Source organism: Pseudomonas beijingensis, assembly GCF_030687295.1.
Classification (GTDB): domain Bacteria; phylum Pseudomonadota; class Gammaproteobacteria; order Pseudomonadales; family Pseudomonadaceae; genus Aquipseudomonas; species Aquipseudomonas beijingensis.
Genome location: NZ_CP117425.1, coordinates 5,957,348 through 5,973,013, shown reverse-complemented (window position 1 = coordinate 5,973,013; position 15,666 = coordinate 5,957,348). Strand labels below are relative to the sequence as shown.

The 15,666-nt window shown below is 60.4% G+C and carries 13 protein-coding genes and 1 pseudogene; 7 read left to right on the top strand and 7 right to left on the bottom strand.

The window, feature by feature from the left end:
- Positions 1–206 precede the first annotated feature (206 nt).
- Together metK and PSH84_RS26550 are read right to left on the bottom strand one after the other, a co-directional pair.
- Positions 207–1,397, bottom strand: coding sequence for a methionine adenosyltransferase (metK, locus tag PSH84_RS26555; protein WP_003177547.1), 1,191 nt, complete (start codon positions 1,395–1,397; stop codon positions 207–209).
- Positions 1,398–1,416: 19 nt separating this feature from the next.
- The gene (locus PSH84_RS26550) at positions 1,417–2,412 is read right to left on the bottom strand and encodes an ArsR/SmtB family transcription factor (RefSeq protein WP_305482017.1); all 996 of its coding nucleotides are present in this window, start codon (positions 2,410–2,412) and stop codon (positions 1,417–1,419) included.
- A gap of 309 nt (positions 2,413–2,721) precedes the next feature.
- Between PSH84_RS26550 and tkt the strand changes: the two genes are divergently transcribed.
- From tkt to fba, 6 genes and pseudogenes are all read left to right on the top strand, one after another.
- Positions 2,722–4,719, top strand: a complete 1,998-nt coding sequence (gene tkt, locus PSH84_RS26545) for a transketolase (protein ID WP_305468736.1) — start codon at positions 2,722–2,724, stop codon at positions 4,717–4,719.
- 149 nt (positions 4,720–4,868) lie between these two features.
- Entirely contained in the window at positions 4,869–5,924 is a 1,056-nt protein-coding gene (epd, locus tag PSH84_RS26540; protein WP_122566572.1) for an erythrose-4-phosphate dehydrogenase, read from the top strand.
- A gap of 24 nt (positions 5,925–5,948) precedes the next feature.
- A pseudogene (locus tag PSH84_RS26535) lies at positions 5,949–7,114 on the top strand (phosphoglycerate kinase).
- Positions 7,115–7,145: 31 nt separating this feature from the next.
- The gene (locus tag PSH84_RS26530; protein WP_122566574.1) at positions 7,146–7,370 is read left to right on the top strand and encodes a hypothetical protein; all 225 of its coding nucleotides are present in this window, start codon (positions 7,146–7,148) and stop codon (positions 7,368–7,370) included.
- A 56-nt stretch (positions 7,371–7,426) separates the two neighbouring features.
- Entirely contained in the window at positions 7,427–7,762 is a 336-nt protein-coding gene (locus PSH84_RS26525; RefSeq protein ID WP_305482016.1) for an MliC family protein, read from the top strand.
- A 273-nt stretch (positions 7,763–8,035) separates the two neighbouring features.
- Positions 8,036–9,100, top strand: a complete 1,065-nt coding sequence (gene fba, locus PSH84_RS26520; protein WP_003177554.1) for a class II fructose-bisphosphate aldolase — start codon at positions 8,036–8,038, stop codon at positions 9,098–9,100.
- Between the two features lie 352 nt (positions 9,101–9,452).
- Here the strand turns inward: fba and PSH84_RS26515 are convergent, their stop codons facing one another.
- The 5 genes from PSH84_RS26515 to PSH84_RS26495 all read right to left on the bottom strand — a co-directional run bounded on the left by PSH84_RS26515 (position 9,453) and on the right by PSH84_RS26495 (position 13,187).
- Complete coding sequence (locus PSH84_RS26515; protein ID WP_305482015.1) at positions 9,453–9,626, bottom strand: type II toxin-antitoxin system RelE/ParE family toxin; 174 nt, start codon at positions 9,624–9,626, stop codon at positions 9,453–9,455.
- Positions 9,627–9,905, bottom strand: a complete 279-nt coding sequence (locus tag PSH84_RS26510) for a ribbon-helix-helix domain-containing protein (RefSeq protein ID WP_305468735.1) — start codon at positions 9,903–9,905, stop codon at positions 9,627–9,629. It abuts the gene before it with no gap.
- Between the two features lie 894 nt (positions 9,906–10,799).
- Positions 10,800–11,084, bottom strand: a complete 285-nt coding sequence (locus PSH84_RS26505; protein ID WP_122566580.1) for a fructose-bisphosphate aldolase — start codon at positions 11,082–11,084, stop codon at positions 10,800–10,802.
- A gap of 459 nt (positions 11,085–11,543) precedes the next feature.
- Entirely contained in the window at positions 11,544–12,212 is a 669-nt protein-coding gene (locus PSH84_RS26500; RefSeq protein WP_122566581.1) for a polysaccharide lyase family 7 protein, read from the bottom strand.
- Between the two features lie 306 nt (positions 12,213–12,518).
- Positions 12,519–13,187: a polysaccharide lyase family 7 protein gene (locus PSH84_RS26495; RefSeq protein WP_122566582.1), complete on the bottom strand. Its 669-nt coding sequence runs from the start codon at positions 13,185–13,187 to the stop codon at positions 12,519–12,521.
- A 321-nt stretch (positions 13,188–13,508) separates the two neighbouring features.
- On the opposite strand from PSH84_RS26495, the gene PSH84_RS26490 reads away from it, so the two are divergent.
- Entirely contained in the window at positions 13,509–15,632 is a 2,124-nt protein-coding gene (locus PSH84_RS26490; protein ID WP_305468734.1) for a putative bifunctional diguanylate cyclase/phosphodiesterase, read from the top strand.
- The last annotated feature ends 34 nt before the right edge of the window (positions 15,633–15,666 follow it).

The window sequence follows — 15,666 nt, the reverse complement described above, 5'->3', positions numbered from 1 at the left end:
CGGCTAGGGAATTTTGTGGGAGCAAGGCTTGCCCGCGATGCAGGCGCCTCGTCACCACAGGGACCGAGTTGTCCTCATCGCGGGCAAGCCTTGCTCCCACAGATAAATGCCATCGTCACAAGGCCCCGGTATGAGAGTAGTCAAGCACCAGGCATGAAAAAGCCCCTGGCGACCAAGTCGCCAGGGGCTTTTTTTACACGCAGGTCTTACAGGCCGGCAGCAGCACGCAGGGCGTCGGCGCGGTCGGTTTTTTCCCAGGTGAAGGTGGTGAAGGTATCGTCACCCACGGTCTTGGTCTGCGGCGTGCGACCGAAGTGACCATAGGCGGCGGTGTCCTGGTACATCGGGTGCAGCAGGTCAAGCATGGTGGTGATGGCGTACGGACGCAGGTCGAACACTTCGCGGACCAGGTTGATGATCTTGTCATCGCCGATCTTGCCGGTGCCGAAGGTGTTCAGCGAGATCGATGTAGGCTGGGCCACGCCAATAGCGTAGGACACCTGGATCTCGCAACGCTCGGCCAGGCCGGCGGCCACGATGTTCTTGGCGACATAACGACCGGCATAGGCGGCCGAACGGTCCACCTTGGAAGGGTCCTTGCCGGAGAACGCGCCACCGCCGTGACGGGCCATGCCGCCGTAGCTGTCGACGATGATCTTGCGACCGGTCAGGCCGCAATCGCCCACCGGGCCGCCGATGATGAACTGGCCGGTCGGGTTGATGTGGAACTGGGTGTCCTTGGACAGCAACTCGGCAGGCAGCACATGCTTGACGATCAGCTCCATCACGCCTTCGCGCAGGTCTTTGTAGGACACATCAGGATTGTGCTGGGTCGACAGGACGACGGCGTCGATGCCGACCACCTTGCCGCCTTCGTAACGGCAGGTCACCTGGGACTTGGCGTCCGGGCGCAGCCAAGGCAACAGGCCGGATTTACGGGCCTCGGCCTGGCGTTGAACCAACTGGTGCGAGAAGGTGATCGGGGCCGGCATCAGCACGTCGGTCTCGTTGCTGGCGTAGCCGAACATCAGGCCCTGGTCGCCGGCGCCCTGGTCTTCAGGCTTGGCCCGGTCAACGCCCTGGTTGATGTCGGGGGACTGCTTGCCGATGATGTTCATCACGCCGCAGGTCGCGCCGTCAAAGCCGACGTCGGAGCTGTTGTAGCCAATGCCCAGGATGACGTCGCGAACGATCTGTTCCAGGTCGACCCAGGCCGACGTGGTGACTTCGCCGGCGATGATCGCCACGCCCGTTTTCACCAGAGTCTCGCACGCCACGCGGGCGAACTTGTCTTCAGCAATGATGGCGTCCAGCACCGCATCAGAAATCTGGTCGGCGATTTTGTCCGGATGCCCTTCAGACACGGACTCGGAGGTGAAAAGGGAGTATTCGCTCATCTCGATGTTTTCCTACAAGTTACCGTTGGTGAGTGTCGCCAGTGGGTCGCTGAAAGTGGCGAACCTGGATCTGGAAACCATTACGTAAGCCTACATAGAGGCTTTCCCCGGGCACGAGGCCCGCTGCGGTGGCCCAGCGGGCCAGGTCGTCTTGTTCAAAGCCTAGCCAGAGATCGCCGCAGGCTTCCCTGGCCCAGCTCTGGTTGTGGCTGCATAACTCGGTCACCAGCAGGCTGCCGCCCGGTTGCAGCAGGCCGGCCATGTGCTTGAGCGCCTCGGCCGGCGCGGCGAAATGATGCAGCACCATGTTCAATACTACGCAGTCGGCCTGCAGGCTCATGCCATCCAGCGCATCGGCCAGTTGCAGGTGCACGTTAGTCAGGGCCTCGCGTTCACAGACCTGGCGCGCCAGTTCGAGCATGGCCGGGCTGTTGTCCAGCGCCGTCACCTGGCTGAAGCGTCGCGCCAGCTCCGGCAGAAAAGCACCGTCGCCGGGGCCGACTTCGATTGCCGTGGCCGTGGGTTCGAAGCCCAATTTGTCGAGTAGCGCCACGACGCTCTCACGGTATTGCGGCAAGCCGGCGATCAAGTCTTGCTGGGCACGAAACTTCTCGGCGACCCGTGCGAAGAAGTCCTGGCTGGCGGCGGCCCGTTGCCCGTGGACCTGGGCGATGCGCGCCTGCACATCCGTCGGCAGGTTCAACGCGTCCACTTCGTCCAGCAGTGCCGCGTGCAGCTTGCCGCCCAGCAGCTCGGTGTGGGGCAGGGCGCGGCGATAGAAAATGGCGTTGCCTTCCCGGCGGGTCGCCACCAGGTCGGCCTGGGCCAGGACCTTGAGGTGGTGGCTCATGCCGGACTGACCGATGCCGAAGATCTGCGCCAGCTCCAGCACACCGAACGAATCGTTAGCCAGGGCGCGCAATACATTGAGCCGCAACGGGTCGCCGCCGGCCTTGCAAAGGGCCGCCAGCTCATCGCAGTCGTCATGGCGAATGGAGGGCGCGGGTAGGTTCATCGTGGGGCAGTCTGTTTCACTAGTGGGTAGTCCGTTTCAGTGAGGCAGTCTAGTGAGGGGTTTGGATCATCGCAAGTTCAATATCAAAAAGTTTTGATATTGGTTGATAAATGGCACTTCCCAGACCGTGCTTGACTCTACAAGCCATCAGCGGAAAGGTTTCACCTGGCGAATGCGACTTTATCCACCGGAAAAACGCTCCAGGATGACTATCTGTCATTGCCCCGGGGCGGGTGGGTGAGGGAAAATGCTCGCCTTTTTCAGTTCCGTTTTATTCATTCTCGATTCAATACCCGCAGGAGAACAGCGATGCCCAGCCGTCGTGAGCGTGCCAATGCCATTCGTGCCCTCAGCATGGATGCCGTGCAGAAAGCCAACAGCGGCCATCCCGGTGCCCCCATGGGTATGGCGGATATCGCCGAGGTGCTTTGGCGCGACTACCTCAAGCACAGCCCGAGCAACCCATCGTTCGCCGACCGTGACCGCTTCGTGTTGTCCAACGGCCATGGCTCGATGTTGATCTATTCGCTGCTGCACCTGACCGGCTACGACCTGTCGATCGATGACTTGAAGAACTTCCGCCAACTGCACAGCCGCACCCCGGGCCACCCGGAATACGGCTACACCCCAGGCGTGGAAACCACCACCGGCCCGTTGGGCCAAGGCCTGGCCAACGCCGTGGGCTTCGCCCTGGCGGAAAAAGTCCTGGCGGCGCAATTCAACCGCCCAGGCCATAATGTCGTCGACCACCACACCTACGTGTTCCTGGGTGATGGCTGCATGATGGAAGGCATTTCCCATGAGGTCGCTTCCCTGGCCGGCACCCTGGGCCTGGACAAGCTGATCGCTTTCTACGACGACAATGGCATCTCCATCGACGGCGAAGTCGAAGGCTGGTTCACCGACGACACCCCCAAGCGTTTCGAGGCCTACAACTGGCTGGTGATCCGCAACGTCGACGGTCACGACCCGGAAGAGATCAAGACCGCCATCGAGACCGCGCGCAAAAGCGCCCAGCCGACCCTGATCTGCTGCAAGACCACCATCGGCTTCGGCTCGCCGAACAAGCAAGGCAAGGAAGACTGCCACGGCGCGCCACTGGGTGCCGAGGAAATCGCCCTGACCCGTGCCGCGCTGAAGTGGAACCATGGCCCGTTCGAAATCCCGGCCGACATCTATGCCGAATGGGACGCCAAGGAAAAGGGCCGTGCGCTCGAAGCCGAGTGGGACCAGCGTTTCGCCGCCTATTCCGCCGAATTCCCTGAGCTGGCAAACGAACTGGTGCGTCGCCTCAGCGGCGAGCTGCCGGCCGACTTCGCCGAAAAAGCCTCGGCGTACATCGCTGAAGTCGCCGCCAAGGGTGAAACCATCGCCAGCCGCAAGGCCAGCCAGAACACGCTGAACGCCTTCGGCCCATTGCTGCCGGAGTTGCTGGGCGGTTCGGCCGACCTGGCCGGTTCCAACCTGACCCTGTGGAAAGGCTGCAAAGGCGTCAGCGCCGAAGACGCCAGCGGCAACTACATGTACTACGGCGTTCGCGAGTTCGGCATGAGCGCGATCATGAACGGCGTCGCGCTGCACGGCGGCCTGGTGCCTTACGGCGCTACTTTCCTGATGTTCATGGAATACGCCCGCAACGCCGTGCGCATGTCGGCGCTGATGAAAAAACGCATCCTGTATGTGTTCACCCACGACTCCATCGGCCTGGGCGAAGACGGCCCGACTCACCAGCCGATCGAGCAACTGGCGAGCCTGCGTTGCACACCGAACCTGGACACCTGGCGCCCGTGCGATGCCGTGGAGTCGGCCGTGGCTTGGAAATACGCGATCGAGCGTAACGACGGCCCATCGGCGCTGATCTTCTCCCGCCAGAACCTGCAGCACCAGAACCGCGATGCCGACCAGATCGGCGACATCGCCCGCGGCGGCTACGTGCTCAAGGATTGCATCGGCGAGCCAGAGCTGATCCTGATCGCCACCGGTTCCGAAGTCGGCCTGGCCGTCCAGGCCTACGACAAGCTGACCGAGCAAGGCCGCAACGTACGCGTAGTGTCCATGCCGTGCACCAGCGTGTTCGATGCCCAGGACGCTGGCTACAAGCAGGCGGTACTGCCGCTGCAAGTCAGCGCACGGATCGCCATCGAGGCTGCTCACGCCGATTACTGGTACAAGTACGTGGGCCTGGAAGGCCGCGTGATCGGCATGACCACCTACGGCGAATCGGCACCTGCGCCGGCGTTGTTCGAGGAGTTCGGCTTTACCCTGGACAACATCCTGGGTCAGGCTGAAGAGTTGCTGGAAGACTGATCCGAAGTCGCGTCGTCCGGGCTGACGCCATCGCGAGCAAGCTCGCTCCCACAAGGATCTCTACCGACCCTGTGGGAGCGAGCTTGCTCGCGATGGCGATGGCTCAGGCAACGCTGCCCTGATGGATTCACCCTGGTCAGAGAACCCCCATGCCCCAACCGCGTCCCTACAAAGTTGCACTCAACGGCTACGGCCGGATAGGTCGTTGCGTCTTGCGTGCGTTGTTCGAGCGAGGGGCCAAGGCCGGTTTCGAAATCGTGGCCATCAACGATCTGGCCGACATGGCCAGCATCGAATACCTGACACGCTTTGACTCCACCCACGGCCGGTTCCCCGGCGAAGTGCGGGTCGAGGGCGATTGTCTGCATATCAATGGCGACTGCGTGAAGGTCCTGCGCAGCGCCACCCCCGAGGGCATCGATTGGGCGTCCCTGGATGTCGATCTGGTACTCGAGTGTTCCGGTGCTTACCACACCCGCGAAGACGGTCAGCGTTTCCTCGATGCTGGCGCACCACGGGTGCTGTTCTCCCAACCGATGGCCAGCGAAGCGGATGTCGACGCCACCATCGTCTATGGCGTGAACCAGGATTGCCTGACCGGCGACGAATTGCTGGTGTCCAACGCGTCTTGCACCACCAACTGCGGCGTGCCGCTGTTGCGCCTGCTGGATCAGGCCATTGGCCTGGAATACGTGTCGATCACCACCATCCACTCAGCGATGAACGACCAGCCGGTGATCGACGCCTACCACCATGAGGACCTGCGCCGCACCCGTTCGGCGTTCCAATCGGTGATTCCGGTGTCCACTGGTCTGGCGCGCGGCATTGAACGGCTGCTGCCGGAACTTGCCGGGCGAATTCAGGCCAAAGCCGTGCGGGTGCCGACGGTCAACGTGTCCTGCCTCGACATCACGATGCAGACCGTGAGCGATACCGACGCCACCGAAGTCAACCGGATCCTGCGCGAAGCCGCCACCAGCGGCCCGCTCAAAGGCCTCCTGGCCTACACCGAGTTGCCTCACGCCAGTTGTGATTTTAATCATGACCCCCATTCGGCCATTGTCGATGCCAGCCAGACCCGGGTTTCCGGGCCGCGGCTCGTGAACATCCTGGCCTGGTTCGACAACGAATGGGGGTTTGCCAACCGAATGCTGGACGTTGCCGAGCATTACCTGCAAACCGCTTCTAAAAAACCTGCTCTCTAAACAGTTACCCAGGAATTGCGACCCATGACCGTGTTGAAGATGTCCGACCTCGATCTGCAAGGTAAGCGCGTACTGATCCGCGAAGACCTCAACGTCCCCGTCAAGGACGGTGTTGTCACCAGCGACGCGCGTATCCTGGCTTCGCTGCCGACCATCAAGCTGGCCTTGGAAAAAGGCGCGGCCGTGATGGTCTGTTCCCACCTGGGCCGTCCGACCGAAGGCGAGTTCTCGGCGGAAAACAGCCTCAAGCCTGTGGCCGACTACCTGAGCAAGGCCTTGGGTCGTGACGTGCCATTGGTGGCTGACTACCTGGGCGGCGTCGATGTAAAGGCCGGCGACGTCGTGCTGTTCGAAAACGTACGCTTCAACAAGGGCGAGAAAAAGAACGCCGACGAACTGGCCCAGCAATACGCCGCCCTGTGCGACGTATTCGTCATGGATGCCTTCGGCACCGCTCACCGCGCCGAGGGTTCGACCCATGGCGTGGCGAAGTTTGCCAAAGTCGCCGCCGCAGGCCCCCGTTGCTGGCTGCCGAGCTGGACGCGCTGGGCAAGGCCCTGGGCTCTCCGGCCCAGCCGATGGCCGCCATCGTGGCCGGCTCCAAGGTCTCCACCAAGCTCGACGTGCTCAACAGCCTGAGCCAGGTCTGCAACCAACTGATTGTCGGTGGCGGCATCGCCAACACCTTCCTCGCCGCCGCCGGTCACCCGGTTGGTAAATCCCTGTATGAGCCGGACCTGCTGGATACCGCCCGGGAAATCGCCGCCAAGGTCAGCGTGCCGTTGCCGGTGGACGTGGTCGTGGCCAAGGAATTCGCCGAAAGCGCGACGGCCACCGTCAAGCTGGTGGCCGACGTGGCCGAGGATGACATGATCCTCGACATCGGCCCGCAAACCGCAGCCAACTTCGCCGAACTGCTGAAATCCTCCCAGACGATCCTGTGGAACGGCCCGGTCGGCGTGTTCGAGTTCGACCAGTTCGGCAACGGCACCAAGGTGCTGGCCCAGGCCATCGCCGAAAGCAACGCGTTCTCTATTGCTGGCGGTGGCGACACCCTGGCGGCCATCGACAAATATGGCGTGGCCGAACAGATCTCCTACATTTCCACCGGTGGCGGCGCGTTCCTCGAATTCGTCGAAGGCAAAGTGCTGCCCGCCGTGGAAGTCCTGGAAAGCCGGGCCAAGGCCTGAGGTTGCGTTGACCAGGCAAAGGAGTGTTCTGATGGTCAAGACGTTCACGTTGCTGCTGGCGGCGACGATGCTGGTGGCCTGCTCAAGCAGCCCGGAGGCCCCGGCCCCGCAAACCGGCACGCCGACGCCCGAAGAAGGCTGTTACCAGGCCGACTGGCAGGCCGAGACCAACCCGGTGTTGAACAAGCGTTCCGGACCGGACGGCCTGGACAAATACGAGACGCAAACCCCGGCCAAGGAACATGGTTGTCCTTGACGGGTCTGACTCTTAACTCATGGCGGACGGCGTGTGCCGGCCGTCGAGGAACACGGATGAAAGGCTTGATCGCCGTTGTGGCGTTGGCATTGCTGGCCGGTTGTTCGCAACTGGGTTTTTTGCAGTCGTCCGAGCCCGTTGCAGAGGGCTGGACGAGCTGGACCTGTGACAGCGAGGCCAAAGTGCTCTGGCGTTACGCCGATGCTGCCCGCAAGGGAGTCGATGTACGCCTGGGCGGCGCGGATAAGGTGTATCGCCTCACGCTTGAACCGGGTGTCGAAGGTTCGCTGTACAGCGATGACATGCTGGCATTTCACGTCAAAGGTGAGGAAGGCCTAGTGTACTGGGTCGCCACCAATGACTTGATTGGGCGGGGTTGCAAGGCGCAGTAATACGATTGAACTGATCCACAGTGATCCAAATGTGAAAGCAGATCCAATGTGGGAGCGAGCTTGCTCGCGATAGCGGTGTATCAGGCGACAGTGATGTTGAATGTGCTGGCCTCATCGCGAGCAAGCTCGCTCCCACAGGGATCGCATCAGTATTTGGTTTAGCGACACCGAACACGCAGGCCGGGGTCACCCCCGATCCGCAATGACTTGAATAGCCGCCGCCGCTCCGGCAGGCTGGCACGATTAACGACCCTCGACCGGGAGAGAGACACAATGGCACTTATCAGCATGCGTCAGATGCTGGACCACGCAGCCGAGTTCGGCTACGGCGTTCCAGCCTTTAACGTCAACAACCTTGAGCAGATGCGCGCCATCATGGAAGCCGCTGACAAGACTGACTCTCCGGTGATCGTCCAGGCTTCGGCTGGTGCCCGCAAATACGCCGGCGCGCCATTCCTGCGTCACCTGATCCTGGCGGCGATCGAAGAATTCCCGCACATCCCGGTGTGCATGCACCAGGACCACGGCACCAGCCCTGACGTCTGCCAGCGCTCCATCCAACTGGGCTTCAGCTCGGTGATGATGGACGGTTCCCTCGGCGAAGACGGCAAGACCCCGACCGACTACGAGTACAACGTACGCGTCACCCAACAGACCGTCGCCATGGCCCACGCCTGCGGCGTGTCGGTGGAAGGTGAGTTGGGTTGCCTGGGTTCGCTGGAAACCGGTATGGCTGGTGAAGAAGATGGCATCGGCGCCGAAGGCGTGCTGGACCACAGCCAGATGCTGACCGACCCGGAAGAAGCCGCGGATTTCGTCAAGAAGACCCAGGTCGACGCCCTGGCCATCGCCATCGGCACCAGCCACGGCGCCTACAAGTTCACCAAGCCGCCTACCGGTGACGTGCTGGCCATCGACCGTATCAAGGAAATCCACAAGCGCATTCCCAACACTCACTTGGTGATGCACGGTTCTTCTTCGGTGCCGCAGGAATGGCTGGCGATCATCAACCAGTACGGTGGCGACATCAAGGAAACCTACGGCGTGCCGGTTGAGGAGATCGTCGAAGGTATCAAGTACGGTGTGCGCAAGGTCAACATCGATACCGATTTGCGTCTCGCTTCTACCGGTGCCATGCGTCGGTTGATGGCGACCAATCCTAGCGAGTTTGATCCGCGTAAGTTCTTTGGCGCGACCGTGACGGCGATGCGTGATGTGTGTATTGCGCGTTATGAGGCCTTTGGTACGGCGGGGAATGCTTCGAAGATCAAGCCGATTTCTTTGGAAGCGATGTATCAGCGTTATCTGAAAGGTGAGTTGAACGCTAAGGTTAACTAAGGCTTCAACGTTGTAAGAAAACCCGCAGTGATGCGGGTTTTTTTATGTGTGGGATTTGTGTGTATATCCGTTTTTTGGGTAACGGCTACTTATGGTTCCACCCTTACGGCGGGTCACTTTCGAAAAGCCCGGAAGCCGGCCCAGTCGAAAGCAACCAAAGCGCTCCTGCCCCACCACTCGGTGCCGAGCCTAGGCTCGGCATGCCCGAACGAAGGCATTGCTCCGTGGGCCCACTGCGCAATACCTGCGTTCGGCCATCGTGGTTAATGGGGCGCGAAAATCTACGTCCACCGCGAGGCGGCCTTATAGCCGACCTGGCTCTTGGTGGGGGTCTCGCTCCCACATTGGATTTTCAGCAGCCACAAAATGCATATACGCCACAGAACATCTGTAGATCTTTACAGTAGGTCACGATGGCGTCGGTATACCGATGGGCAATTTCCGGCGAAGCCTCTGTGGCAATGTAACGATAGAGCGCAGCTAACTGCTCAAGGGCTTGCGGTGCAAACTCGACGGTATGGGCCATTTACGATTTTACGGTGGCGTTCTGGTGTCCTGCAGCCAATCGAGAGCGCACCTCATCAACGCTTAGCGTGCGCGAGGGGTCAGCTTTCAAGGCATCGTAAGCTGGGGCTACTTGACCTACGAGCCAGTTTTCCAAAGCACGATCACGAGCCAGCAGCGCCCGAAGGCCATCACGAATGACTTCACTTTCAGTGGCGTACTCGCCAGCAGCCACCTTGGCTTTCACTACGTCAGCCATCTGGTTAGGCAGCGTGATGCTGAACTGTTGAGTGCTGCGCATGATGAGCCTCCTGAATAAGATAGGATTTAATCCTATTCTGATCAAAAGAATATGCACATGACCTCCTGTCATCCTCGATGACTTTACAGGCGGATTAGGGGTGAGCTTGCTCGCGATTACGGTGGTTCAGTTGATGAAGATGTTGAATGTATTGGCCTCTTCGCGAGCAAGCCCGCTCCCACATTGGCCCCAGCGGTGTATATGAATTTTGTGTGTGCTGAAGATCCAGTGTGGGAGCTTGCTCGCGAAGGCAGTGTCATAGTCGATGAAGATGTCGAATGTGCTGTCGTCATCGCGAGCAAGCTTTGCTCCCACAGATCTGGTGGGTGTACGAGCAGGAGAGTCAGGTCGGCTGTCAGGCCGCCTCGCGAGCAAGCTTTGCTCCCACAGATCTGGTGGGTGTACGAGCAGGAGAGTCAGGTCGGCTGTCAGGCCGCCTCGCGAGCAAGCTTTGCTCCCACAGATCTGATGGGTGTACGAGCAGGAGAGCCAGGTCGGCTGTCAGGCCGCCTCGTGGTGGACGTTGATCTCGGGCGCCCCGTTAACCACGCTGGCCGAACGCAGGCATTGTGGAGTGGGCATCCCGGCATGGATGCCGGGATAGCCGCGCTGGGCCATGGATGGCCCTTCGCGGCGGGCCCACGGAGCAATGCCGGAGTGAGGGCATGCCGAGCCTAGGCGAGGCACCGAGTGGTGGGGCAGGAGCGTTTTGGTTACTTTTGCGCTCTTCAAAAGTGACCCGCCGTAAGGGCGGAACCTAAGTAGCCGTTACCAAAGAAATGGATATACACACAGATCCTGATAGCGCTGTGTCAGTCGCCATCCATGCTGCTGACCCAGCGCTATCGCGAGCAAGCTCGCTCCCACAGGGGATCATCTCCCGCCGGGAGGGCTTTATTGGTCTTCGAGGCCGCGTTGTTCGATGACGCCGAACACGTCGGTGACATCCTGGACCAGGATCCGAGCAACATTGGTGAGGGTGTTGAAGTCGCTGGCGGCCGAATCGCGCAACGTGGCGCAGGCCATGAGGGTCAGGTAATCGAGGGTAGCGTGCAGGCGTTCGCTGGCGCAGGCATGGAGTTCGGTCAGTGGGGCGGTGCGGTCGATGAACAGGATGGGTTGTGTGGTGGCGATCGGGGTGAGTGGAGTGAAGCGGCTGAGCAATTGTTCGGCTTTCATGACAAACCTCTAACTCAAGAAAAGTATTTGCCACCGTTTGCTGCGAAACAAATTGGGTGGCAGCCATGTGCGGGTTCGCAGACCGAGGAGTTAGAGAAACCCGGCAGACCCGAAGATCTCCCACACACAGCCGCCATAAAAAGCCGAACGTAGGCAGGATTCGCCTATGTCGATTTTTGACGGTCGTGATTCTAACTCACCAGGGCTGCGAAACCCTTGCCCACTGACCAACGCCAGCAGACCCACCGAACTATAGAGGAGATTTTCGAAGCCAAAATCGACCTGTAGGACGCACCGGGCCCTTGTGGCGAGGGAGCTTGCTCCCGCTCGGGGGCGCAGCCGCCGTAAAACCGGGGCATGCGGTGGGTCTGGCGGAAAGGGGGCTGCTTCGCAGCCCAGCGGGGATAAATCCCCTCGCCACAAGAGGGGATTTCCTACGAGATTTTCGGAAGTGAAATTTCAGGTGTTGTGATCGATATCCAGCACACTGAACGTCACTTTTCCGCCCTCGCTGGTATAGCCGGTGTTGTCCTGCACGTAGACCCCGGCCTTGAAGTACAACGGCTTGACCCGCCAAGTAGAGCTGATGGTGGTGTACCAGCTACGACCCGCTGCAGTAATGCCCAGGTCGCCGGTACGATCAAGGTGGAGCCGGTAACTGAAGGCTTGATTAAGTTTTACACCGGTGGCGACGGTGATGACCCGGCCTTCGTCGTCATTGGGGCGCATGCGCACTTTGGCGACGATGTCCCCGGTGCTGGTGGCATCCTTGTATTGGTATTCCAGCTTCACCATGGGTTTGCTGCTGTCCTTGGCATGGATCTGACCAATCACGATCTTGCCACTGCTGGGCACCTGGTTGACGACCAGTTTCGCACGCAATTGGTTGTCGGCATCGGGGTACAGCCAGTTGCGCAGGGTGCCGTCTTTGTAGGTCTCACGCAATTCGCTGCGGGGGTAGATCGCATTTTCAGTCTTGCTGCCGGTAACCGGTGACCAGAAGTACACCGTGCTGCCTTCAGAATTGAAATATTTATCCCTGAACCCATCCACCAGTCGAGGTGTTTCGATGGTCTTCGGCGGGCTGCCCTCGGGAATGCTCAGGTTCCAGGTTGCAAGATCGACCATGTTCGGATCCTTTCTGAGAAGAAGAAATGATTTACGCCACAGCCGGAGGCTCTAAGACGCGGTTTTGCTGAGGCCAGGAGGGGGCGCGGGCGAGCAATTGGCACGGTCGTCCGGCGGAGGGTTGGCGTCAGCAGTCCGTCAGAGTAGGGATTGTCGATTTTGTGCCGCAGATAATTGACCGTTAGTCGGGAGTGTCAAAATTTCTTTGAACGATGGCTTTTTGACGTTGCCCTTCGATGTTGCTCGCAAAGGCGCGAGTCGGCTACGAGCAGGCAGCGATCCATGCTGCTGCGCGAGGGGGAAGGCTTAGAGGTTGTGATCGATGTCCAGAAGGCTGAACGTCACTTTTCCACCTTCGGTGGCGTAGCCGGTATTGTCCTGCACGTAGACTCCGGCCTTGAAATACAGCGGCTTGGTGCTCCAGGTGCTGCTGACGGTGCTGCTCCATTGGTATCCGGCACCGTTGATGGTCAGCAGACCTGCGCGGTTGAGGTGGATCAGGTAAGAAAACGGCTGGTTGAGTTTGATGCCCGTGGCGATGGTGATCACCTGACCCGTTGCGTCGTCGGGGCGCATGCGCACCTTGGCGACGATGTTGCCGGTGGAACTGTAGGTCTTGTACTGGTATTCCAGCTTCACCATGGGGCTGGTGCTGTCCTTGGCGTGGATCTGGCCAATCACCAGCTTGCCGGTGCTGGGCACTTGGCCGACGGTCAAGGTGGCGGCCAGCTTGTTATCCGCCGCGGGGTAAAGCCAATTACGCAACGTACCGTCGCCGTTGGTTTCGCGCAGTTCGCTGCGTGGGTAAATGGCGTTGGCCGTCGTGGCGCCTGTCACGGGAGCCCAGAAAAACACGGTGCCGGTTTCAGAGTTGAAATATTGGTTCTTGAAGCCTTGAACCAATTGTGAGGTTTGAATGGTTGCCGGTGGGGCGCCTTCGGGAATGCTCAAGTTCCAAGTTGCGAGATCGATCATGTCCAAGTCCTGCGTGTCGAGATGTAAAGGTGTACGCCGTAGCGGGAGGCTTTAAACCGCCCTTTTGAAGCGTTTCGGAACGCTGGACTGGGCTTTTTTTGTTGACCGTTCGGCGGATGTTTGACGTCAATTGTTCGTCGATGGTGTCATTGCAGTTTCTGTGCCTGAGCAGGGTGACCGTTAGTCGGCTATTTCGGGCTTTGTCTGGATGATGGCGTGATGACACCTACTGCTTTTCAAAATCCCGGTCTAGAGTGAGGGGACAGTATTTGTCCGCTTTGCTACGTAAAAACGGACGTGGCGCCCGATAAGAGAAGCAGCATGGAATGCGCGCAACCAACGCCCGGCGAAGGCAGCTCTGTCCTTTTGATTGTTGATGATTACCCTGAAAACCTGCTCAGCATGCGGGCCTTGTTGCAGCGCCAGGATTGGCAGGTCATGACGGCGTCCTCGGGGGTCGAGGCGCTTAATCTGCTGCTCGAACACGACATCGACCTGGTTCTGCTGGATGTGCAGATGCCCGACATGGACGGTTTCGAAGTGGCGCGCCTGATGCGCGGCAGCCAGCGCACGCGGCTCACGCCGATCATTTTCCTGACCGCCAACGAGCAATCCCAGGACGCGGTCATCAAGGGCTACGCCAGTGGCGCCGTGGATTACCTGTTCAAGCCCTTCGATCCGCAAATCCTCAAGCCCAAGGTCCAGGCGTTGCTCGAGCACCAGCGCAATCGCCGGGCCTTGCAGCGCCTGAGCCAGGATCTCGAAGCGGCCAGGGCCTTCAATGCCTCGGTGCTGGACAACGCCGCCGAAGGCATCCTGGTGGTGGATGAGAACGGCTGTATCCGCTTCGCCAACCCGTCCACCTGCCGCTTGCTCAATGCCACCGCCGAGCAGTTGCAGGACATGCCATTCCTGGATTTCCTGCAGAAACCGCACATCCCCGAGTGGGTCGATTCCGATATCCACAATGCCTATCGGCGGGGTGAAACCTGGCGATTGCATGACGCGGTGCTGCGCACGGCGCCCGGCCAGCAGGTGTCGGTGGCCTTGTCCTGTGCGCCGCTGCCCTCGGAACAGAAGGCGATGGTGGTGACACTCCAGGACATGTCCGTAGTTCGCCACTTGCACCAGCAGCTCGAATACCAGGCCGTCACGGACCCGCTGACCGGCTTGCTCAACCGCCGGGGCTTCTACCAGACTGCGGAAAACCTGTTGATGCGCAGCGAGCGGCTGGAAAGCAACTGGGTGCTGCTGTACCTGGACCTCGACGGCTTCAAGCGGGTCAATGACTCGCTGGGGCACGACGCCGGGGACCGGGTCTTGCGCTGGGTGTCGGAGCAGTTGAAGGCGTGCCTGCGCCCCTTCGACATCCTGGCGCGACTGGGCGGTGACGAGTTCACGGCTCTACTGGACTTGGAGTTTCCCGAGCAGGCGGCCAAGATCGCGGAGAAACTCATCGAGCGCGTCGCGATCTGCCAGCAGATCGAAGGCATGGACGTGGCGCTTGGCGCCAGCATCGGCATCGCGACGTACCCGGACTGTGGCGCCAACCTCGATGGCTTGCTACGGGCGTCCGATATCGCCATGTACGAAGCCAAGCGTGCCGGTCGCCAGCAATACCGTTTTTACGACCACGAAATGAACGGTCGAGCCCGTTCACGGCTGATGCTGGAAGAGAGCGTGCGCTCGGCCATCGAGAACCGCGATTTCAATATGGTCTACCAGCCGCAGGTGAACATCGTCGATGGGCGAATCCGCGGGTTCGAGGCGCTGTTGCGCTGGCAGCACCCGAGTGTCGGCGACGTGCCGCCGGGCCTGTTCCTGCCGTTGCTGGAAGAGGCGCGATTGATCAGCCGGCTGGGCAGCTGGATTTATCATCGCAGCGCGGCCCAGCGCAAAGTCTGGGAGCGGTTGTTCGCTGACGACCTGGTGTTGGGGGTAAGCCTGAGCAGCACTCAATTCGGCATGCCGAACCTGGTGACCGAGTTGCGCCAGGTCCTGGAGCGCCACGCCTTGAAGCCGCGACAGTTGGAGGTCGAGGTGACCGAGGATGCGCTGATGCGCAATCCCGATGAAACCCAAAAGCAATTGCGCCTGCTGCGCCAGCTCGGGGTGCGCGTGGCATTGGATGACTTCGGTTCGGGGCCTTGTTCGCTGACGCATCTGCGCGATCTTGAACTCGATACCCTCAAGCTCGATCGGCACTTGATCGCCCGCTTGCCGGGGTCGCCCAGGGATGCCGCGTTGGCCGCATCGGTCATCGACCTGTGTACGCAGTTGGGCTTGCGGGTAATCGCCGAAGGGGTGGAAACCCGCGAGCAGTATCAGTGGCTACAGACCCATGGCTGTGAGTTCGTGCAGGGGTTCCTGGTGGCGCGACCGTTGATGGCCGAAGACACCAATGCCTTCGCCAAGCCCTTCGACTGGAGCGCGGTGCTGGCCTGAATTCGCTACACTGGCGGCCTCTTGTGACTGTGCT